Raw genomic sequence first — 20,725 nt, 5'->3', positions numbered from 1 at the left:
GGGCATGGAACATTCCGATAGCCGCAAAACCCACGGCGGGATGGCATTGTATCTGCCCCCCTGCGCCGTACAATGGCTGCCTCGGCTGACATCCCAGTCGCATCTGGCGGGCTTGCCCGCGCCTGCATCCATGCCAAACGGTGACGCGCTGAACGTAATCGAAATGGGTGGCCTGCTCGTCGGTGGGCTGGCGTTGTTCCTGTACGGGCTCGAATGCATGACTGCCGGGCTCAAGGCGATTGCCGGCTCACGGCTTCAATCGCTGCTCGGCACGTTGACCGCCAGTCGCTGGCGCGGCGTGCTGGCGGGTGCTGGCATCACCGCGCTACTCAATTCCTCCACGATCACCACGGTCCTGCTGGTCGGCTTTGTGTCGGCGGGGCTGCTCTCGCTGGCGCAATCGGTGCCGGTGATCATGGGCGCCAACATCGGCTCCACGCTGACTGCCCAGATCATCGCGTTCAACATCTCGGCCGTGACGCCGTTCCTGCTTGCGGGCGGCTTCGTCATGCAGGCGTTCGCCAGAAAGGAACTACTGCGCCAACTGGGTGGCGTGCTGCTCGGGCTGGGCCTGCTGTTCCTGGGGATCGAGTTCATGGGCGATGCCACGCGGCCGCTGCGCAACTACCAGCCGTTCATCGCCACGATGCAGGACATGCGCAACCCGGCCATCGGCATCCTGATTGGGGCGCTGTTCACGGCGGTCGTGCAAAGCTCGGCTGCCACACTGGCGATTGTCATCGCGCTCGGCAGCCAGGGGCTGATTCCGCTGGAGTCCGGCATCGCGCTGATCCTCGGCGCCAACGTGGGCACCTGCGGCACGGCGCTGCTGGCGGGCATCGGCAAGAATGCGGAAGCGACACAGGTGGGCATCGTCCACCTGCTGTTCAACGTGCTGGGCGTGTTGTTCTTCGCCTTTCTGATCCCGCAGTTTGCCGATCTGGTGCGCGCCATCTCCCCCAGTGCGCCCGAACTGACCGGCGCCGCGCGGCTGGCCGCCGAGACACCGCGCCAGGCGGCCAATGCCCACACCATCTTCAGCGTGTTTAGTACGGCGATCCTGATCTGGTTCGCGGGTCCGATCGGTCGGCTCGCGCAGCGTCTGGCGCCCGCATCGCCCAGGCCACTGCACGATCCGGGCGTGCCGCGCTATCTGGACGACGCGCTGCTGGCCACCCCGACGCTCGGCATTCCGCGTGTGCAGCTCGAACTTGGCAGCCTTGGCACTCAGGTGCGCGAACTGCTGGAGTGCAGCGCCCAGGTCGCGTTGAACGGCTCGGCACAGGACATCGTCACGCTGGCTGATCGCGACAACTCGGCCGAGGCGCTGAGCACGGCCATCCTGGCCTATATCGGCAGGTTGTCCGACGCAAACGAATCCGAAGACGAAAGTCGGCAACTGCTCGATCTGGCGCGTATCGGCGCCGGACTTGACGCCATCCGCGAGGTGGCTACGACGAGCATGCTCGCACTGAGCCAGCGGCGTATGGCGCTGGGCGCGGATATCGAAGGCATGCGCAATGACCAGACCACGGCGTTCGCGAGGACGGTGCTCGGCTACTTTGATGAGACGCGCGATGCCATCGTGCATCCCGACGCCACGGCGGTGGGCCGCATCGTCGGCGCCAAGGCCGAAATCGAAGCACTGGCCGGTGCCGCACGTGAATCGATCGTCGCCGCACTGCCGCTACGCAGCGCCGAGGACGTCAGGAATTTCCGGCTGGCGAACGACATGCTGGAACACATGAACGAGGTGGCACGTTTGTCGCGTGCCGTCGCCAAGGCCACCACGAAACTGCGCGATGTGCGAATGGCCGAAGGTGCCGAGGCGACCCCTCCGCCAAATACGGCCCCTACCTTGCAGGAGATGCCATGAAACCGCGAATCACCGTACTGACATTGGGTGTGGCCGATCTCGACCGCGCCGTGGTGTTCTATCGCGATGGACTCGGACTGCCCACCGGAGGCGTCATCGGACGTGAGTTCGAACACGGCGCCGTGGCGTTCTTCGATCTGCAGCCGGGGCTGAAACTGGGACTCTGGCCGCGCAAGGATCTGGCCTGGGACACGGGGCTGCCTGCATCCGCACCCTGCCCGACCGGCTTCTCGATCGGGCACAACGTCGCGGACAAGGCCGAAGTGGATCGTGTGATGGCGCAGGCAAAACAGGCCGGCGGACACATCGTCAAACCGGCGCAGGACACCTTCTACGGCGGCTATGCCGGCTACTTCCAGGACCCTGACGGCAACCTGTGGGAGGTGGTCTGGAATCCGCAGATCCTGCCGGCTGACTGACCGCGCTTATTCCTTCGGCTGCGAGAAGCAGAGCCGGTTGCCGAACGGATCGGTCAGCCGCACCTGCCGCGCCCATTCCACATCCTCCACGCCGGGCTTGGCATGGCGGTAATCCTTGGCGATCAGTTCGCGCTGCAGCGCGTCGGCATCGTCGATAGGGATATAGGCGGCCGAGCCGGGGGTGGCGTCGCCGTAGTGCTCGCTCAGATGCAACGTCAGACCGGAGCGCGACACCTGCATGTACAGCGGGAAGTTCTCGCCGAAGGTGTGCTCCCAATCCACCTTGAAACCCAGGAAATCGATGTAGAACTCGCGCGCCTTCTCGACAGAGAAGATCCGCAGGATGGGAATGGCTGGAGACAGGTTCATGGCGAGGGCGACAAATTCAAGGAAAGTGCGTCGTATTGTGCCTGCACTCCATGCTTTCGCCGATAACCCCGCCAAAAAGTTATTGATGACGCACTAAAATCGGCTTTTACTTCGCTTTATGAAATCCCTATAATTATTGGAATTCAATAATTCACGATAAACCGGACGATGAGCGACATCTACCGCCGCCCTGAACTGGCGCGGCAAATGGCAAAACAGTTGCTGTTTCCGGGCGTGCTTGACGAGGGCCTGCGTTCGGGGCTGTTCCTCTCCGGCCTGCGCCGCATCGGCAAGACCACGTTCGTGATGAACGACCTGATCCCGGCGCTGGAGGAAATGGGCGCGCTGGTCATCTACGTCGATCTCTGGAGCGATACCCAACGCAGCCCTGCCGCCCTGATCCTTGCCGCGGTAAAGAAGGCGCTCGGCGAGCTGGAGTCGCCGACCAGCGCCATCACGCGCCGGCTCAGGCGACTGACCGGTGCGGATGTGGGCGCGCTGGGATTCAAGTTCGGTTTCAAGCTCGATAGCCTGGGCGATCCGGGCGGCGCCACGCTGGCGCAAGCACTGACCGAGGTGGTGGATCAGGCGCGCACGGATGTGGTCCTGATCGTCGACGAGGTGCAGCACGCCATCACCTCGGACGAAGGCAACCAGATGCTGCTGGCCCTGAAGGCGGCGCGCGATGCGATCAATCCCCGGCCCGATACGCCAGGACATTTCCTGTTCGTCGGCACCGGCTCGCACCGGGCACTCGTCGGCGAACTCACTGCGCGGCGCAACCAGGCGTTCAGCGGGGCCACGTCGGTGGCCTATCCCGTCCTCGACAAACGCTATGTCGATCACCTGCTGGAGCGGCTAGCCGCCGAAGGCGCCACCGCCCTGCCCTCGCCCGACGTGGCGATGAAAGCGTTCCAGACGCTGGGGCACCGACCCGAGGAAATGATCCGGGCGTTGCGGCAGTTGCACTTCCACCTGCCGGAAGGCAGCAACCCCGACGAATACCTGCCGGTCATCGCGAACACATTGCGTTCTGCGGCGGCCGATCTGGAACTCGTCAAGCTGGAGCAACTGGGCGGGCTGGCCACCGCAATCTTTGACCGGATTGCCTCAGCGGAAGGCGATGCGCGCGGACTGTTCTCCGCCGAAGCGGCGGTGGCGTATTCGAAGGCCATCGGCCGGGAGGTCAAGGTCGAAGAAGCCCAGCCGCTGGTCAATGAACTGATGGCCGGCAACCTCATCATGCGCAAGGGGCACGGGCTGTATGGGGTGACAGATCCGTTTGTGCAGGAGATGTGGAAGGAACGAAAGGCGTTGGAAGGCAAGCTCTGACCGCCTGCCTTCCAGCATTTACGCCCGCATCAGCACTCGCCCTTTTTCGCCTTGCCGGGCGGGCAGAACGATTCGTTTCCGTATCCGTCCACGCGGCAGTTGCCCTTCTTGGCCTGCCCCGGCGGACAGCCGGGACCACCGCCGCCCGGTTGATCGTAAGGCGCTACCACGCACCCGCCAAGCAGCACCGCGCATGCTGCCATCAGCAACGTTAGTTTTTTCATTGTGTTTCTCTTTGTTGTGTGAGGACGCGGCGAGGATAGCGTCTGGTGAAGGTTGGGGCTGTAACGAAGTGAAAGGTGCGGGCGTTTGATGTGGTTTGCTCCCCTCTCCCGCAAGGCGGGAGAGGGGCTGGGGGAGAGGGCCAGCCGTGAAAATTGCGATGTGGCCGGCAAGCAGAACTTCCAGCCCTCTCCCCCACCCCTCTCCCACTTCGCGGGAGAGGGGAGCAAACCGAGGGAAAGGAAACAGAATAACTACGGGTTTACATCAGGTTTTCATATAACCAGAAAAGCCTAAACTCCCTCCCCATGCAAACCAGGCCGATCACCCTTACCGAGCGCGTCATCCAGCAGTTGCGCGCCGAAATAGCCGATGGGACGTTTCCCGTGGGCGAGCGGCTGCCTACGGGCAAGCAGCTTTGCGAGCGCTTTGGCGTCAGTGCTGCGGTGATCCGGGAAGTGACGGAGCATTTGCGTTCGCAGGGCATGATCGAGAGCCGGCAGGGGCTGGGAAGCACCGTGCGGTCGCGGGTCAGCGACAGCGGGTTTCGGCTGGCGGGTGGCACCGATACCACCGACCTTGCCGCAATTTTCGAACTACGAATCGATCTGGAGGGATCGGCGGCGGCCATGGCGGCGCGGCATCGTACCGAGCAGGACGTCACCCGCATGGCCGCGTTGCTGGCCGAACTGGGAACGCATCTGAACGATCCCGAGCAGGGCGTGGAGTCCGATATCCAGTTCCATATCGCCGTCGCCACCGCCACGCACAACCCCTATTACCTGCAGTTGCTCCAATACATGAACCTGCAACTGCATCACGCCGTGCAGACCGCGCGCACCAATTCCAGCAAGCAGCCGGGGCTGCCGCGCCAAGTGCACGCAGAGCACCTGTCGATCTTCCAGGCGATTCGCGACCGCGACGTCGATCTGGCACGCCAGCACACCACGCAGCACCTGCGCAACGCCGCCCTTCGCCTGGGCCTGAACATGCGCGACGCCTGATTTCCGCCGACTTTCCCGTTTTCCTTCTTTTCCCTTGCCGATCATGTCCGATACGAATTTCGCCCAGCGCCTGACCGAAGCCCTTGGACCCGACGTGGTGTCTACCGCCGCCGATGCCGTGGCGCCGTGGTTGTCCGACTGGCGCGGCCTCTACAAGGGCCAGGCCCAGGCCGTGGTGCGCCCGCGCTCGACTGAACAGGTGGCGCAGGCACTGGCGATGTGCCAGCAGGCCGGCGTGCCCGTGGTGCCGCGTGGCGGCAATACCGGCCTGTGTGGCGGCGCGGCGCCCGATGGCAGCCAAACCAACGTGGTCCTGAGCCTCGACCGCATGGACAAGATCCGTTCGATCGACACCATCGCCAATACGATGGTGGCCGAGGCTGGCTGCATCCTGGGCAACCTGCGCCGTGCCGCCGAGGAGAACGACCGGCTGTTCCCGCTCTCGCTGGCAGCCGAGGATTCGTGCCAGATCGGCGGCAATCTCGCCACCAACGCGGGCGGTGTGAACGTAGTGCGCTACGGCATGACGCGCGAACTGGTGCTCGGCGTGGAAGCGGTGCTGCCGAACGGCGAGATCTTTCATGGGCTGCGCACGCTGCGCAAGGACAACACCGGCTACGACCTCAAGCAGTTGCTGATCGGCTCCGAGGGCACGCTCGGCATCATCACCGCTGCCGCGCTGCGCCTCTCGCCACGCGCCGATTCGCGCGCCGTGGTGCTTGCCGCCGTGGAATCCTCGCAGCAGGCGCTGCAACTGTATTCGCTGCTGTTCGCCCGTTGCGGCGCACGCTTGCAGGCGTACGAGTTCTTTACCGGCGAGTGCCTGGAACTCGTGCTCAAACATGCCGAAAACGTCCAGGCGCCCTTCCCCGATCGCCATCCGGCCTATGTGCTGCTGGAGATCGCCGATACCGCGTCGGAGGACGTGCTCAACACGCTGCTGGAATCGGTGATTGGCGAGGCGCTGGAACAAGGGCTGTGCCTCGACGCCGCCGTCTCCGCTTCGCTCGCCCAGTTGCAGGGCCTGTGGAAGCTGCGCGAGGAAATCTCGGAAGCGCAGCGCATGGATGGCCTGCATCTGAAGCACGACGTGTCGCTGCCCATCGAGAGTATCCCGGCGTTCATGGAATCGATGGAAGCGCGGCTCAAGGCGCGCCACCCCGGCATCCGCCCGTTCATCTTCGGGCACTTCGGGGATGGCAACCTCCACTACAACCTGTCGCGCCCGCTCGGTGCCGATCCCAAATGGGCGCTGGGCGAAGGCAAGCCCGTCAGCGACGAAGTCATGGAGGAAGTGGCGCGCTACAACGGCAGCATCAGTGCCGAACACGGAATCGGCCAACTCAAGCGCGACGCCTTCCTGACGCTCAAGGACCCGCTCGAACTGCGCCTGATGCGTGCCATCAAGCAAGTGTTCGACCCCAGCGGCATCATGAATCCGGGCAAGCTGCTGTAACGCCGCTTTCCTGCGTTTCAGGCGGGCCACGCCGCTATACTGGGAGCCTTTTCCGGCATGCGGGGGATATCCACCCATCGCATGCCGCTCCCCCACGGTTCCCAGGGTTTCCAAATTGGCTGACCAAGACCTGAGCAAGCTGAAAATCGACCGCAGCGCCATGGCGCCCGCGCCTCGCAGGCGTCGCCGCTGGGTGCGCTATGCGGTCATCGCAGTGATCCTGTTGGCCGTGGTTGGCGTCGGCCTCAAGCTTACCGGCCCGCAGGCCGTGGAAAGCACCACGATCACCGCCGCCTACCCCTCCCAGAATTACACGATGCTGAACGCCACGGGCTACGTGGTGCCGCAGCGCAAGGCCGCCGTCGCGTCGAAGGCACAGGGCCGCCTGGAATGGCTGGGCGTGCTGGAAGGCTCGCGCGTGAAGAAAGACGAGATCATCGCCCGCGTGGAAAGCCGCGACGTGGAAGCGTCCGCCGCGCAGGCCCGCGCCCAGGTGCAGGTGGCCGAGGCCAATCTCCAGTTGCAGCAGGCCGAGCTGCGCGATGCCGAGGTCAATCTGAAGCGCTCGGAAATGCTGCTGGAACCGAAGGCCATCTCGAAGCAGCAATACGATGCGGATCTGGCGCGCTTCAACAAGGCGCGGGCATCCATCGGCAACGCGCAGGCGTCGATCACCTCGGCCAAGGCCAATGCCCGCGCGGCAGAGGTGTCCGTGGAGCAGACTGTGATCCGCGCCCCGTTCGACGGCGTGGTGCTGATCCGCCATGCCAACGTAGGCGACAACATCACGCCGTTCTCCGCCGCCGCCGACACCAAGGGCGCCATCGTCACGATTGCGGACATGGATACGCTGGAAGTGGAAGCGGATGTCTCCGAATCGAATATCGCCAAAATCACTGTCGACCAGCCGTGCGAGATCCTGCTCGATGCGCTGCCGAACCTGCGCATGGCTGGCAAGGTCTCACGCATCGTGCCCACCGTAGATCGGTCCAAGGCCACCGTGCTCGTCAAGGTGCGTTTTGTCGATCGCGATCCACGCGTGCTGCCCGACATGAGCTCGAAGATCGCCTTCCTGTCGAAGCCGGTGCCACCCGAGGACAACAAGCCGCAGACCGCCGTGCAACCTTCGGCCGTGGTCGAGCGCGATGGCAAGCCCGTGGTGTTCCTGATCGCCGACGGCAAGGCCAGGCAGGTGCCGGTGACACGCGGCGCGAAGATCGGCGAACTGGTGGCCGTGCAGGGTGTGAAGGCTGGCGACATCGTGGTACTGGCGCCCGGCGACAAGCTGGCCGATGGCGCCAAGGTCACCGTGACCAAGAAGTAAGCCATGGCCGAAGCCTCCGCTGTGACCCACCCCGCCCCGCTCGTCTCGATCCGCCACCTCGCCAAGTCGTACCAGCGCGGCGCGCAGACTGTGCCGGTGCTGTCCGATATCTCGCTCGATATCGCCGAGGGAGATTTCATCGCGCTCATGGGGCCGTCCGGTTCGGGCAAGAGCACGCTGCTGAACCTGATCGCCGGCATCGATCGTCCTGACAGTGGCGAGTTGCTGGTGGGCGGCGTCGATATCTCGGAACTGCCCGAGGCATCGTTGGCGGACTGGCGTGCCGCGCACGTCGGCTTCATCTTCCAGTTCTACAACCTGATGCCGGTGCTGACCGCTTATGAAAACGTGGAACTGCCGCTGATGCTGACGCGGCTGGGCCGCGCGGAGCGGCGCGAGCGTGTGGAAATGGTGCTGCGGATGGTCAACTTGGGCGATCGCATGGATCACTATCCGTCGGAACTGTCAGGCGGCCAGCAGCAGCGCGTAGCCATTGCCCGCGCGCTGATTACCGACCCCACGCTGATCGTGGCCGACGAGCCAACCGGCGACCTGGACCGCACCTCCGCCACCGAGATCCTGACGATGCTGCAGCGGCTGAATGCGGATGTCGGCAAGACCATCATCATGGTCACGCACGACGCCCACGCCGCCGAAGCCGCCAAGTCGCTGGTCCATCTGGAAAAAGGCGAGTTGCTACAGACCGAACGCCGCCAACCCGGGCCACGTGCCTGAGCATCGCAAACCATGTACCTGCCCAAGCTGATCGCCCGCAACGCCATGCGCCACAAGCTGCGCACGACGCTGACTGTGCTCGGCCTCGTGATTGCGGTGCTGGCCTATGGGCTGCTGCAGACGGTGGTGGATGCCTGGTACGCGGGGGCTTCGGCAGCGTCGAATGCGCGGCTCGTGACGCGCAACGCGATTTCTCTGACGTTTGCGCTGCCGCTGCATTACGAATACCGCATCAAGGGCGTGGATGGTGTGACGCAGGTGGCGCGCTCCAACTGGTTCGGGGGCGTCTATCGCGATCCCAAGAACTTCTTCGCGCAGTTCGCCGTCTCCGACAACTATCTCGATCTTTATCCCGAATTCATCGTCAAGCCAGAGGAACGCGCGGACTACCAGCGCGACCGGCGCGGTGCGCTGATCGGTCGCCAATTGGCCGATTCGTATGGCTTCAAGGTGGGCGACGTCATCCCGATCAAGGGCACGATATATCCCGGCACCTGGGATTTCGTCGTGCGCGGGATCATGGAGGGGCGGGATGAGTCCACCATCACGCGCCAGATGATCTTCCACTGGGACTACCTCAACGAGACCGTGCGCAAGAAGACCGCGCGGCAGGCGGATCAGGTGGGCGTATTCGTGGTCGGCATCGACAATCCGGACAACGGCGCCGCCATCTCGCGCGCCGTGGACAACGTCTTCAAGAACTCGCTGGCCGAGACGCTGACCGAGACCGAGCAGGCGTTCCAGCTCGGTTTCGTGGCGATGTCCAACCAGATCATCGCGGCGATTCGCGTGGTGTCCTATGTGGTGATCGTGATCGTCATGGCCGTGATGGCCAACGCGATGGCAATGAGCGCCCGCGAGCGCATCACCGAGTACGCCACGCTCAAGGCACTGGGCTTTGGCTCGGGTTTCCTGTCGTTGCTGGTGTTTGGCGAGTCGATGATCATCAGCATGGTGGGCGGCGCGATTGGGATGTTACTGACGCCACCCGCCGCGAGCTTCTTCAAGCAGGCCGTGGGCGGCGTGTTCCCGGTGTTCACGGTCTCGCACGACACCATGGCGATGCAGGCCGCGTGCGCCGTGGTGGTCGGATTGGCGGCTGCCATCGTACCCGCCGTGCAGGCCGCGCGCGTGCGCATCGTCGAGGGCCTGCGGGCCATCGGGTAATTTATGGCGATTCCGCTTCACTACATCGCCCGCAATGTCTGGGCCCGGCGCCTGACCACGGCGCTCACCGCCGGCGGACTCGCGCTGGTGGTCTTTGTGTTCGCCACGATGCTGATGCTCGACGCCGGACTCAAGCAGACGCTGGTGACCACGGGCGAGCGCGATAACGTGGTGGTCATCCGCAAGGGCGCCGAGACCGAGATCCAGAGCGCGATTTCCCGCGATCAGGCGGCGGCGCTGGAAATGCATCCCGCCGTAGCGTTGACCACGGAAGGCCGCCCGATGGCTTCGCGTGAAGCCGTGGTGCTGATCTCGCTGACCAAGACCGGCTTTACGACCCCGTCGAACGTGATCATCCGGGGCGTGTCGCCGCTCGGTGTAACGATGCGGCCGCAGATCCGGCTGACCGAGGGGCGCGTGTTCAAGCCCGGCTCGGCGGAAATCATCGTCGGCAGCAGCATCGCCAAGGGCTACGGCAACGTGCGGATTGGCGACCACATACGTTTCGCGCAGCGCGACTGGACCGTGGTGGGCCACTTCGATGCAGGCGGCAGCGGCTTCGATTCCGAGATCTGGGGCGACATCGACCAGTTGATGCAGTCGTTCCGTCGCACGAGTTATTCGTCGATGGTGATGCGGCTGTCGAACGCAGACGGTTTCGACAAGTTCCGCGCCGATATCGACGTGGACCCCCGCCTGGCGAACGAGGCCAAGCGCGAGCAGCAGTTCTACAGCGACCAGTCGAAAGCGCTGTCTGCATTCATCAACATCCTGGGCCTGACACTGACCACGATCTTCTCTGTGGCCGCAATGATCGGCGCGATGATCACGATGTATGCATCGGTCGCCAACCGCGTTGGCGAGATCGGCACGCTGCGCGCGCTGGGCTTCCAGCGCAACAACGTGCTGATGGCCTTCCTGATCGAAGCGGTGCTGCTGGGGCTGGTGGGTGGTATCGCCGGTTTGCTGTGCGCCGCGCTGATGCAGTTTGCGTCTTTCTCCACGACGAACTTCCAGACGTTCGCGGATCTGTCGTTCCGCTTTCTGCTGACGCCGGGGATTATTCTGAAAACCCTGCTGTTTTCGATGGCGATGGGACTGATTGGCGGGTTCTTGCCTGCGCTCAGGGCATCGAGGCTGAATATTGTGGACGCGTTGCGGGCGCGGTAGCCTGCGTGTCTCTCGCCTGGTGTTGCTCCCCTCTCCCGCAAGGCGGGAGAGGGGCCGGGGGAGAGGGCCAGCGGTGCAAATTGCCAATGGTCGGCAAGCAGAACCTCGCGCCCTCTCCCCCAACCCCTCTCCCATTTCATGGGAGAGGGGAGAAAAAACAATGCGGTATTGCCTACCCCATCACCTCCTCGCATACCTCCAGCCAAGCCCTGGCCGCGTGCGACAAATACCTGCCCGGCGACCAGATATGAGCCAGCGCCCAGTCCATCGTCGGCTCGGCGAGCCGCGCCACTGACAGCTTGTCGCGCGTCTCCAGCCTGGACAACAACGGCTCCGGCAGAAACGTCGTCCCCAGCCCCGCCGCTGCCATCGACGCCAGAAAATCCCAATGGCCGCTTTGCGCCACCACTTGTGGCTCGATGCGCGCCTCCAGAAACGCCTGCCGCAGCTTGCGCGTCAGCGAGAACTCGTCGGTCAGCATCACGAGAGGCTCGTCGCGCAATGCCTCCAGCGTGACCGTACGGCCGCTGGCCCATCCCGCGCGGGGCGGACCGACAACCCAGATCGGATACTTGGCGAATTGGCGCGTCTCCAGCGCCAGCCCCGTATCGCCGGGCAGCACTGTTGCGCCCACCTCCAGTTCGCCGCTGGCCACCTGCTGCTCCACCACCTGACCGCCGTGCTCGGATAGCGTCAGTTGCAGATTGGGATACCGCTTTCGGAAAGCGCTGACCGCTGGCGAGAAGAACAGGTTGACCATCGGTGGAATGCCAACCGTCAGTTGCCCCCGTCCGAGCGATGACAGATCGGCCACTTCCAGCGTCAGCCGGTGCACAACGCCCAGCGCCTCCTGACCCCGGTCGTAGACCACCTTGCCCACATCGGTGAGCCGCACCGACTTGCCTTCGCGGATCAGCAACGGCTGGCCAACCTCATCCTCCAGTTGGCGAACCATCTTGCTGATGGTCGATTGCGTCACATAGAGCGACGATGCCGCCTGGGTGAAGCTCTTGAGGCGCGCAGTCTCGACGAAGTAGCGCAAAGCCCGGATGTCGATCGGCATCGCAAAATCTCCATGAAAATTCCGACTGAGGCGTGGAATTTTAAATCATGACGAGAATGTTTGCTGGGCCATTACACTGGCGATCCCTCGCCCCCACCATCGCCGGATACGCCGGCGAACACCAACATGGCTAGCAGGCCGCATGCCCAACAGTGGCTGTTTTCGCTGAAGGCATTCGCGGCCGCGATGCTCGCACTCTATATCGCCTTGTGGTTCGGCCTGCCCCGCCCGTACTGGGCCATGGCCACCGTCTATTTCGTCTCGAATCCGCTCACGGGCGCCACACGCTCCAAGGCCGCCTATCGCGTGGCCGGCACGATGCTGGGTGCTACGGCAGCCGTGGTGACGGTGCCCGGACTCGTCGGAATGCCGATCGTCCTCACCGCCGCCATTGGGTTGTGGATCGCGGTGCTGGTCTACCTGTCGCTGCTGCAGCGCTCGCCGCGCAGCTATGTGTTCCTGTTGGCGGCCTACACCTTGCCGATCGTTTCGCTACCCGCCGTGATGCATCCGGGCGAAATCTTCGACATCGCCGTGTCGCGGATCGAGGAAATCGTGATTGGCATCGTCTGCGCCGCGCTCGTCCACGGCATCGTCTTCCCGGCCCGGGTGGCGCCCGCGCTGCGTGCCCGCGCACGGCTCTGGCTCGACGACGCAGCGGCGTGGGCCAGCGATATCGCGTTGGCCAACCAGCATGCCGACGTAAGTCGGCACCGGCTGGCAGCGGACATGCTGGCGCTAGACCAGTTGATCGTGCAGCTATCGTTCGATACCGAGAGCCGCCAGACCCACGATCATGCGCGGGCACTGCGTGCGCGGATGTCGGGTCTGATGCCCGTGCTCTCGGCACTGGAAAGCGTGCTGCACGCGATGCGGGCCAAGGGTCGCCACGCCTATACGCAGCCCGTCCTGGCCGAAGCGGCACGCCATCTGCAATCCACCTATGACACGCTGATGCGACGCTGCGTCGCGCTGCAATCGGCTATTGGCGATCGGACGGCGCCGCGTCCCACGTCGCTCCGGACGGATACCCCCGAGGACGCCACCGCGCTCCACCACGACCACGCGATGCTTCTGTTCGGATCGGTCTCGGCGGGGCTCGCGGTGTTCTGCGCGGGGCTGTTGTGGATTTTTTCCGGGTGGGAGGATGGCGGCGGTCCTGTGGCCGTGTCGGCCATCGCCTGCTGTTTTTTCGCCTCGATTGACGAGCCGCGCGCCATGGTCAAGCCGTTTATCCGATGGAGCGCGATCTGTCTGCTGATCTCGTCGTTCTACCTGTTCCTGGTGGTGCCGCTCGCCCAGAGCTTCGAGATGCTGGCCGGCATGCTGGCCGCACCGTACCTCGCCATCGGCATGCTGATTCCACGGCCCGGGTTCCAGTTGATTGCGATGCTGCTGTCGGTCAACACCGCCTCATTCGCAAACGTGCAGAGCGTCTACGATGCCAATCTCGTCGGGCTGTTCAACACGAGCCTGGCAAACGCCGCCGCCATGCTGTTCGCGCCAATGTGGGCGATGCTGGTGCGGCCTTTCGGCGCCCATGTGGCCGCGCGACGGCTGATCCACGCGAGCTGGCGAGACCTGGCTCGTGCCGCCACATGGCGGGTGTCCGACGAGTACACCCGCGCAGGCGCACGCATGCAGGACCGGCTCGGGCAACTGATGCCGCGCCTGGGTGCCAGTGGCGACAAACTCGCTTCGGATGGCTTCACGGAGTTGCAGATTGGCTATTGCACGCTGGCGCTGCAACGTGCCCTGCCCGGTCTGCCCGGCGTCGTACGTAAGCCCGTGCGGCGCGTGCTCAGCATCGTCGCCAGGCATTTCCGGGCGCGCGTGAAAGCGGGCAGCAGTGAGGATGTGCCGGTCTCACCTGACCTGCAGGCGTCGATTCACACCGCGCTGACGGCGCTGGCGAACGTACACGATCGCCACCTGGCCGCCGACGTTCACAGCGCGCTCGTGGTGCTTGGCATCACGATGCATGCACATGAAAAAATCGACTCGATGGAGGACGTTTAAATCATCACGGGAATGATTTGGGGTGACTACACTGCAGTCCGTGCCGTACCACTCCGATGCGGCATCGCCCACAAGGCGTTCCCTGGGCGGCGCATCCCCCCCCATCCCTGCCGATGCGCCGCCCAACCAAACCGTGAAGACTTCCATGCAACACAAGACCAAGACCCTGCTCGCCACCCTGCTGCTGAGCGTCTGCACCGTGGCCGTCGCCAGTACCGGCGCCGCTCCTGAACAAGACGGTATCCCGCGCGACCGCTACAACCACACCCAGCACAACGGCCAGCGCGACGTCTACACCGAAGGCGCGCACGGCATCCGCGAACGCGATGTCTACACCGACGGCGCCTACGGCACCCGCAAACCCGATCCGTACACGGATGGCGCCCGCCTGGCCCGCCCGGCCGACCTGGCCGGGATGGACCTGCGGGGTGTGTCAGCCCAACCGGCCTGACCGTAATACCGGGTTCTCAACAGAGCCCAGCTTCGTTTTTCAGAGACATTGAGACTTGATGCCGCGTCCGGTGACGGACGCGGTTTTTTTGCTTGGGAAATTCAGGCTGCCCCCATCCTCTCCAACTCCTTCCCCAGCCGATCCAGCGTTTGCGCCCAGCCTTCTTCCGCGCCGCGCGTGAAATCGCCCATCGACGGATCGAGCGCGGTGTAACGCTGGTTCACCGTCATCTCGGTCCCGCCCGCAACGGGCTGGATGCCTACCGTCGTCAGTGCGCTGAACAGTGGTTTGCCTTCGAGCGTGATGACGGCGACGTCGAGCACGAGCCGGGAGTGCGGCACGATTTCGACATAGTGGCCACGCAGCCATTGGTCATAGGTGCCATCGTCGGACTTCATGCGCAGCTCGAACTTGCCGCCTGGGCGGAACTCCACTTCGCATTCGGGGATGGTGAAGCCGTGCGGGGAGAACCAGTGGCTCAGGTGCTCGGCAGCGCTCCATGCCTTGAACACGAGTTCGGGCGGCGCGTTGAACGTACGGGATACGTCGAGCGACTGCCGGGGAGTCGATTCATTTGCGGTGGCCATCGGGGGCTGTCTCCTTTTTCATCGTTTCGAGGTAATCGCCGAGGCGATCGAAGCGGGCTTCCCATTCTGCGCGGCGGGCGCTTAGCCATTGCTGGGCTTCGCCAAATGCCTCCGGCGCGATGCGGCAGGTGCGCACGCGCCCTACCTTCTCGGTTGTCACCAACCCGGCCTGCTCCAGCACGCCCAGGTGCTGCATCACTGCGGGCAGCGACATCGCCAGCGGCCGCGCCAGTTCCGCTACGGACTGCGGGCCGCGCGTCAACTGCATCAGCATCGTGCGGCGCGAGCTGTCGGCCAACGCCTTGAATGTGGCGTCAAGAGGATGGGTGGAATCGGAATGGTTAAGCATGTTCTTTAGTATAGAAATGCCCGATGGTTAAGCAAGAACTTTAGTGTTAAGCGGGGTGGGGAGGAGAGGTTACCGCTGCATCGCGGCGATGCGGGCCATCACGGCCGGCAGTTCGGGCGGCGTTTCAAGCTGGTCGATCAGCCACTGCACGGCGTCGGCGAGTCTGTTGGGATCGTAGTCCGCGGCAAAGCTGTGGAGCGTGGCACCGTGGAGGACGAGCCGCAGGGCGAGCAGTTCCGGCTCCGGCACGCCTTTCGGGTCCTGCCCAAAGAGTCGCTCGGGCACGGCGGCGAGCAACGGACCCACGGAGTCGGCCAGTCGCTCGTCGCCCCGTGCGGCCATCCAGACTTCCAGGATGGCCAGCGAGGTATGTCGATGGCGACGATGGACCAGCGTATGGAGCATCAGGTGCATCCGCACACGGGCCGGCATCGGCCCCAGCGCGTCGAGCTTGCCGGCTTCGGTGTCGATCAGCGATGCCACCATCGCAGGCAACAGGTCATAGCGGCCGTTCGGAAACTGGTGTCGCAACGAGCCCCGGCTGATCCCGGCGATCTCGCAGACACGCGCCTCACCGAACGCGGCATAGCCTTGCTCGATCAGCAATGTGGTGGCGGCATCGATCAATGTCTGCCGGGTGGATGCGCTACGTTCTGCTTGAGTGGCCATGGCGCGATTGTAACGAGAACGTCATGGCGCCGGGTTGAGGGTTCAACGAATGAGAAAGGGGCAGAGCGTCGTCCTGGACGGCCTGCCCCCTCATGTCCACCGGCTCGCAGACTCAGTTTGCGCCGACCTTCTGCACCGGCGGCGGCGACCACGTGTTCTGCAGGATCTCAGCCTTGGGCCAGTAGGCCCGGATGAACAGTTCGAAGTCGCCCGCTGGCGCCGGCAGCCAGTTCGCCACCTTGTCCGCCGCCGGCCGCTTGTTCTGGACGTACAGCGTCAGCGAGCCATCCTGGTTGTAGACGAGGTCCTTGTTCTTGGTGCCGAGCGAGTAGCGCTTGATCTCGTTCGGTGCAAAGAAGTGGGCAGCATCGTAGAGCGTCAGCGACCAAAACCCATTCACGGGTGGCAAGCCGCCTTTCGGGAAGGTGATCGTATAGGCGTTTGCGCCGTTCAGCCGCGCTTTGCCAGCGTCGTACTCCTGTCCGAAATAGGCTGACTCCCTGCGCGGATTGACGAAGATGTTGGCCTTGGCCGCCGCCGCGCGGCTGTAGTAATCCGTGCCGAACTCCGCCCCGTTCATCGGCGCCACCCAGCCGTTGCCCACCGGCACGCCCGCGCGGGAGTACTGGTGCATCTCGGTCATCATTTCCTTGTCGGCCTCGACAGCAGCCTGCGCCAGGGTGTCGGCCACGGCCGGGTCCCTGGCAGCGGCGTCGAGCAGCGACTGGAACCATGCGTACAGCGCTTCCTCGCCGCGCTGCGGCGGCACCTCCTTCATGATGGCAGGCAGTTCCTTGAAGAACGCCTCGGGCTTGACCCACTGGGTCTCGGCACCGCTGCCCTGCTTGCCGCCTGCCGGATCGGACAGTTTCGGAATCTTCGACCAGTCCTTGGTCTTCATCTTGCCGTCGTACTCGCTGAGCGGATAGGCCACGATCTGGCTGACCACGGGCTGCACGGCCTTGCGATCCGCGGCGGTATCGTCGAGAAAGGCGCGCGGGATGATGTACGCGATGTTGGTCGGCGATCGGTACACGCCCTTGATGCCCTTGGGCGTCGCGCCCTTCCAGTTCGGCCCCACCACCATATAGAAGCCGGGTTTGGTGCCGTACATCCGGCCTGCGCCGCCCAGGGTATCGGTACGCTGGTCGCCCAGTTGGTAGACCCAGAATCTGTTGCCGAAGTCAGGCACCTGGAACACCACCGGCTCCTTTGCCAGGGAGAGGATGCCGAAACCGTAGACCACGTCCTGGTTCGGCGTGGCCACGGCGCGCTCTTCCGGCTGGATGTAGTCGGTCAGCATGGTGAGCCGGTTCAGCGGCGCCACGGGCAGCACGCCATCGCCCAGCCCGTTCTCCGGCACCTTGGAAAACACCATGTGCCGGTTGTGGATGTTGACCATCGGCCAGCCCCAGATGTACGCCATCTTGGCCAGGTTACGTACGTAGCTCTGCGGCAACTGCGTGCCGGCTACCGGGCCGGGCGGGAGTTTGGACGACGCGTCGCCAGCGGCGGACGGGGCAGACCACGCCGGGACAGACAAGGTCAACAGGAGCGCCGTGGTAGCGAGGATGGTTCGGGAATTCAGGGAGGCCATCTGGGAGTCATGGGTAGAGGAAGACACGTCATGCTCCCCCGCTCCCATCTCGATCGGAATTCAATTCTTTTGTGGCGCGGTGTAAATCCGTTCGCGGGAGTCGCCTCCGATCAGCGGATGAATTGTTCGCGTGGCGGGTTGCTGTTTCCTTGATCCGGCGTGTGGCGCTTTCGCCTCCGGAATGGCCGCCCCGCGTGCAGCGGTGCGGGAAAGGGCGTATTCTCACGACCTTGTCATTCCCGCGTCGCAGGCGTAGTGTTTTGCATCGCCTGGCGCTCCGGGGTGCCCCGAGCCGCCCCACCCTGATTGTTGAAGGATGAACCAGAAATCCCCCAAATTCCCGGATGAACCGCCGTTGCCGGCCACCTGGGATGCCCGCCTTGCCCGCCATCTGGTGCGGCCTCTCAAGAACACCCGTGTCACCCCGAACCACCTCACCACCCTGCGCCTGCTGATTGGCGTGGCTGGCGTCGCCTGTATCGCACAGGGCGGCTACGCGTGGACGAACTGGGGGGCGCTGCTCGTGGTGCTATCCAATTTTGTCGACCATACCGATGGCGAACTGGCGCGGATCAGCGGCAAGGGCAGCAAGCTCGGCCACTTCTACGACCTGGCCGCCGATGCGCTGGTGACGGTGCTGCTGTTCGTCAGCTTCGGGCTGGCCGTTGCCAATACCACTGCCGAGGCAGCTGGCGCGCTGGGTCCGAGTTTCGGTCCAGTCCTGCGCGGCACCGTGGCCGGCCTGGCCGTGGCGCTGATCTTCTTCCTGCGCATGCGTATAGAATCGCGGGTTGGCAAGAGCGGCACGAAGCAGGCATCGGCGGCCGGTTTCGAGACGGAAGACGTGCTGTACCTGCTGCCGCTGGTCACGCTGACCAACGGTATCGGCCCGTTCCTGACTGCCGCGTCGATTGGCGCCCCGCTGTTTGCCTTGCTGGTCATCATCGACTACTGGCGCATCATGCGCCGGCCCGTTTCCACGACGACGGACCACTGACGCAGCCCCCTGAAATACCGAGATTCCCCGAGATCCCATGAGCGAGCACGCCACCAGCGACCTGACCCTTGCCGCCACGGCCAGCCATGCGAAAACGCCGGCTACCCAGGCCACACTCCCCGGCCGGCCCGATGCCGCCGTGGCACGTGTGACCAGCCAGCTTGACACCCCGGCGCTGCGCGCCGACTTCGAGCGCCAGGGCGCCTTCCTCTACCTGGACAAGTTCCTGGCGCCTGAAGAGACCGCCCAGCTGGTGGCGCTGGCCCGTGCAATGCAGCCGGGCCTGAACCGTAACTACCTGCCCGGCCACAAGCAGGGCGGCAGCGTCAGCCGCCATACCATCGACGAGCAGGCGCCGTTCATCGCCGAGTTGTACCGTTCGAAAGCGCTGATCCATTGGCTCGAACAGATCAGCGGCGACAAGTTGCAGGTCTGCCCCGATGCAGACCCCCACGCCTACGCGCTCTATTACTACACGCGCCCTGGCGACCATATCGGCTGGCACTACGACACGTCCTATTACGATGGCCGCCGCTACACGCTGCTGATCGGCGTGCTGGACGAATCCTCCTGCCGGCTCGACTACGAGTTGCACACGCGCAATCCCGATATTGCCGACGAGCCGGGCTCGGTGCAGATCCCGCCGGGCGGCATCGTGCTGTTCGACGGCGACAAGCTGCGCCACCGCATCACCCCGGCCGGCCCGAACGAGATCCGTGTCTCGCTGACGTTCGAATATGTGACCGATCCGGGCATGCGCCCGTGGCTGCGCTTTATCTCCAACATGAAAGACGCGGTGGCCTACTTCGGCTTCCGCCAGGTGTTCCGACGCCTGCTGGGTGGGAAGTAACCGGTCGTGAGTCGTGCTGCTTTCCTCCTGCTGTCGATAGGCGCGGCGCTGTTTGTCGGCCTGCTGGCCTGGCAGGGCTTTGGCGCGGTGACCACCACGCTGATGTCCGCCGGCTGGGGGCTGGCCGTGGTGGCCGCGTTCCATCTAGTGCCGCTGGTGCTGGATGCCGGCGCTATCGCTGTGCTGCTGGACCGCAAGACGCGCCACGGCTCGTTCTGCAGCGCGCTCAAGGCCCGTTGGACCGGCGAAGCGGTCAACAGTCTGCTGCCGGCCGGCCAGATTGGCGGTCCGGTGCTGATGGTGCGCTACCTGTCGCATCGCGGCGCCCGGATGCGCGATGCTGCCGCCGCCATCACCGTCAGCACCACCACGCAGGCGCTCTCGCAAATGCTGTTCGCGCTGCTGGGGATCGTTGTCTTTGGCGCCCAGGGCGACCTGTCCGGCTACCAGACGCCAATCATCGCGGTCACCGTGGTTCTGGCGGCCTGCGTGCTGGCCTTCTGCGTGCTGCAACGGCGTGGCATGTTTGGCCGCGTGATGCGCATCGGCCAAAAGCTGTTCGGCAAACGCAAGGCCGCCGAAGACGGCCACGCAGGCGCGGGTCGCTGGGCCGGTCTGGCGCTGCGAGCCGACGCCGTGGACAGTGCGATTCGGGAACTCTATCGCGATCGCAAAAAGGTGGCCGCGAGTTTCGGGCTTAACCTGCTCGGCTGGATCGCCGGTACCGGCGAGGTCTGGCTGATCATGCATTTCCTCGGCCATCCGGTGAGCTGGGCCGAGGCATTGCTGCTGGAAAGCGTGGGTCAGGCCATTCGCGGTGCCGCCTTTGCCATTCCGGGCTCGCTCGGCGCACAGGAAGGCGGCTACCTGCTGCTGGCCCCGCTCGTGGGCCTGCCCCCGGACGCCGCGCTGGCCCTGTCGCTGGCCAAGCGCGTGCGCGAATTGATACTCGGCATCCCCGGGTTGGTGTACCTGCATTTCAGTGAACGGAAGTACCAGCGCCGCCGTGCCGCCACCACGGCACTGCAAGGGTCAGACTGACACGATTGGGCCCGTCCCTTAAACATTG

General features: G+C 64.4%; 21 protein-coding genes. 14 read left to right on the top strand and 7 right to left on the bottom strand.

The window, feature by feature from the left end; translation table 11 throughout:
* Positions 1–130 precede the first annotated feature (130 nt).
* Together GA566_RS07605 and GA566_RS07600 are read left to right on the top strand one after the other, a co-directional pair.
* The gene (locus tag GA566_RS07605; protein WP_137924705.1) at positions 131–1,876 is read left to right on the top strand and encodes a Na/Pi cotransporter family protein; all 1,746 of its coding nucleotides are present in this window, start codon (positions 131–133) and stop codon (positions 1,874–1,876) included.
* Complete coding sequence (locus tag GA566_RS07600; protein ID WP_137924704.1) at positions 1,873–2,295, top strand: VOC family protein; 423 nt, start codon at positions 1,873–1,875, stop codon at positions 2,293–2,295. The genes GA566_RS07605 and GA566_RS07600 overlap by 4 nt, the downstream gene beginning before the upstream one ends.
* Before the next feature lie 6 nt (positions 2,296–2,301).
* Here the strand turns inward: GA566_RS07600 and GA566_RS07595 are convergent, their stop codons facing one another.
* Complete coding sequence (locus GA566_RS07595; protein WP_160472340.1) at positions 2,302–2,664, bottom strand: glyoxalase superfamily protein; 363 nt, start codon at positions 2,662–2,664, stop codon at positions 2,302–2,304.
* Between the two features lie 168 nt (positions 2,665–2,832).
* Here GA566_RS07595 and GA566_RS07590 point away from each other — a divergent pair, with 168 nt between their 5' ends.
* A complete protein-coding gene (locus GA566_RS07590; protein ID WP_137924702.1) occupies positions 2,833–3,996 on the top strand; it encodes an AAA family ATPase in 1,164 nt (387 codons plus the stop codon).
* A gap of 29 nt (positions 3,997–4,025) precedes the next feature.
* Here GA566_RS07590 and GA566_RS07585 read toward each other — a convergent pair whose 3' ends face one another.
* Complete coding sequence (locus GA566_RS07585; RefSeq protein WP_137924701.1) at positions 4,026–4,220, bottom strand: hypothetical protein; 195 nt, start codon at positions 4,218–4,220, stop codon at positions 4,026–4,028.
* Between the two features lie 306 nt (positions 4,221–4,526).
* On the opposite strand from GA566_RS07585, the gene GA566_RS07580 reads away from it, so the two are divergent.
* The 6 genes from GA566_RS07580 to GA566_RS07555 all read left to right on the top strand — a co-directional run bounded on the left by GA566_RS07580 (position 4,527) and on the right by GA566_RS07555 (position 11,074).
* Positions 4,527–5,222 carry a FadR/GntR family transcriptional regulator gene (locus GA566_RS07580; RefSeq protein ID WP_160472338.1) on the top strand — a complete coding sequence of 232 codons (696 nt, stop codon included), beginning with the start codon at positions 4,527–4,529 and terminating at the stop codon, positions 5,220–5,222.
* A gap of 43 nt (positions 5,223–5,265) precedes the next feature.
* A complete protein-coding gene (locus GA566_RS07575) occupies positions 5,266–6,678 on the top strand; it encodes an FAD-binding oxidoreductase (RefSeq protein WP_160472336.1) in 1,413 nt (470 codons plus the stop codon).
* A 115-nt stretch (positions 6,679–6,793) separates the two neighbouring features.
* A complete protein-coding gene (locus tag GA566_RS07570; RefSeq protein ID WP_160472335.1) occupies positions 6,794–8,002 on the top strand; it encodes an efflux RND transporter periplasmic adaptor subunit in 1,209 nt (402 codons plus the stop codon).
* A gap of 3 nt (positions 8,003–8,005) precedes the next feature.
* Positions 8,006–8,737: an ABC transporter ATP-binding protein gene (locus GA566_RS07565; protein ID WP_137924697.1), complete on the top strand. Its 732-nt coding sequence runs from the start codon at positions 8,006–8,008 to the stop codon at positions 8,735–8,737.
* A gap of 12 nt (positions 8,738–8,749) precedes the next feature.
* The gene (locus GA566_RS07560) at positions 8,750–9,904 is read left to right on the top strand and encodes an ABC transporter permease (RefSeq protein WP_160472333.1); all 1,155 of its coding nucleotides are present in this window, start codon (positions 8,750–8,752) and stop codon (positions 9,902–9,904) included.
* Between the two features lie 3 nt (positions 9,905–9,907).
* Positions 9,908–11,074, top strand: coding sequence for an ABC transporter permease (locus GA566_RS07555; protein WP_160472331.1), 1,167 nt, complete (start codon positions 9,908–9,910; stop codon positions 11,072–11,074).
* A 172-nt stretch (positions 11,075–11,246) separates the two neighbouring features.
* Here the strand turns inward: GA566_RS07555 and GA566_RS07550 are convergent, their stop codons facing one another.
* Positions 11,247–12,137 carry a LysR family transcriptional regulator gene (locus tag GA566_RS07550; protein WP_160472329.1) on the bottom strand — a complete coding sequence of 297 codons (891 nt, stop codon included), beginning with the start codon at positions 12,135–12,137 and terminating at the stop codon, positions 11,247–11,249.
* 126 nt (positions 12,138–12,263) lie between these two features.
* Here GA566_RS07550 and GA566_RS07545 point away from each other — a divergent pair, with 126 nt between their 5' ends.
* Positions 12,264–14,156: an FUSC family protein gene (locus GA566_RS07545; RefSeq protein ID WP_160472327.1), complete on the top strand. Its 1,893-nt coding sequence runs from the start codon at positions 12,264–12,266 to the stop codon at positions 14,154–14,156.
* Between the two features lie 133 nt (positions 14,157–14,289).
* On the top strand, positions 14,290–14,607 hold the full coding sequence (locus tag GA566_RS07540) for a hypothetical protein (RefSeq protein ID WP_137924692.1): 318 nt from the start codon (positions 14,290–14,292) through the stop codon (positions 14,605–14,607).
* A gap of 101 nt (positions 14,608–14,708) precedes the next feature.
* On the opposite strand, the gene GA566_RS07535 is transcribed toward GA566_RS07540, so the two are convergent.
* The 4 genes from GA566_RS07535 to GA566_RS07520 all read right to left on the bottom strand — a co-directional run bounded on the left by GA566_RS07535 (position 14,709) and on the right by GA566_RS07520 (position 17,836).
* Positions 14,709–15,194 (bottom strand): SRPBCC domain-containing protein, encoded by a 486-nt coding sequence (locus tag GA566_RS07535; protein ID WP_137924691.1) that lies wholly within the window; start codon positions 15,192–15,194, stop codon positions 14,709–14,711.
* A complete protein-coding gene (locus tag GA566_RS07530) occupies positions 15,178–15,543 on the bottom strand; it encodes a helix-turn-helix transcriptional regulator (protein ID WP_160472326.1) in 366 nt (121 codons plus the stop codon). Before GA566_RS07530 ends, GA566_RS07535 begins: the two co-directional genes overlap by 17 nt.
* 69 nt (positions 15,544–15,612) lie before the next feature.
* Complete coding sequence (locus tag GA566_RS07525) at positions 15,613–16,212, bottom strand: TetR/AcrR family transcriptional regulator (protein ID WP_160472324.1); 600 nt, start codon at positions 16,210–16,212, stop codon at positions 15,613–15,615.
* Positions 16,213–16,324: 112 nt separating this feature from the next.
* Positions 16,325–17,836 carry a DUF1254 domain-containing protein gene (locus GA566_RS07520; RefSeq protein WP_370459278.1) on the bottom strand — a complete coding sequence of 504 codons (1,512 nt, stop codon included), beginning with the start codon at positions 17,834–17,836 and terminating at the stop codon, positions 16,325–16,327.
* Between the two features lie 289 nt (positions 17,837–18,125).
* Between GA566_RS07520 and GA566_RS07515 the strand changes: the two genes are divergently transcribed.
* Genes GA566_RS07515 through GA566_RS07505 form a run of 3 tightly spaced genes read left to right on the top strand, consistent with a single transcriptional unit; the run spans position 18,126 to position 20,697 of the window.
* Positions 18,126–18,806 carry a CDP-alcohol phosphatidyltransferase family protein gene (locus GA566_RS07515; protein ID WP_137924687.1) on the top strand — a complete coding sequence of 227 codons (681 nt, stop codon included), beginning with the start codon at positions 18,126–18,128 and terminating at the stop codon, positions 18,804–18,806.
* A gap of 37 nt (positions 18,807–18,843) precedes the next feature.
* Positions 18,844–19,656: a 2OG-Fe(II) oxygenase gene (locus GA566_RS07510; RefSeq protein ID WP_137924686.1), complete on the top strand. Its 813-nt coding sequence runs from the start codon at positions 18,844–18,846 to the stop codon at positions 19,654–19,656.
* Positions 19,657–19,662: 6 nt separating this feature from the next.
* Positions 19,663–20,697: a flippase-like domain-containing protein gene (locus GA566_RS07505; protein ID WP_137924685.1), complete on the top strand. Its 1,035-nt coding sequence runs from the start codon at positions 19,663–19,665 to the stop codon at positions 20,695–20,697.
* The last annotated feature ends 28 nt before the right edge of the window (positions 20,698–20,725 follow it).

Source organism: Cupriavidus sp. SW-Y-13 (genome assembly GCF_009793345.1).
Lineage (GTDB): Bacteria > Pseudomonadota > Gammaproteobacteria > Burkholderiales > Burkholderiaceae > Cupriavidus.
This window is presented reverse-complemented; position numbering and strand designations above follow the sequence as displayed.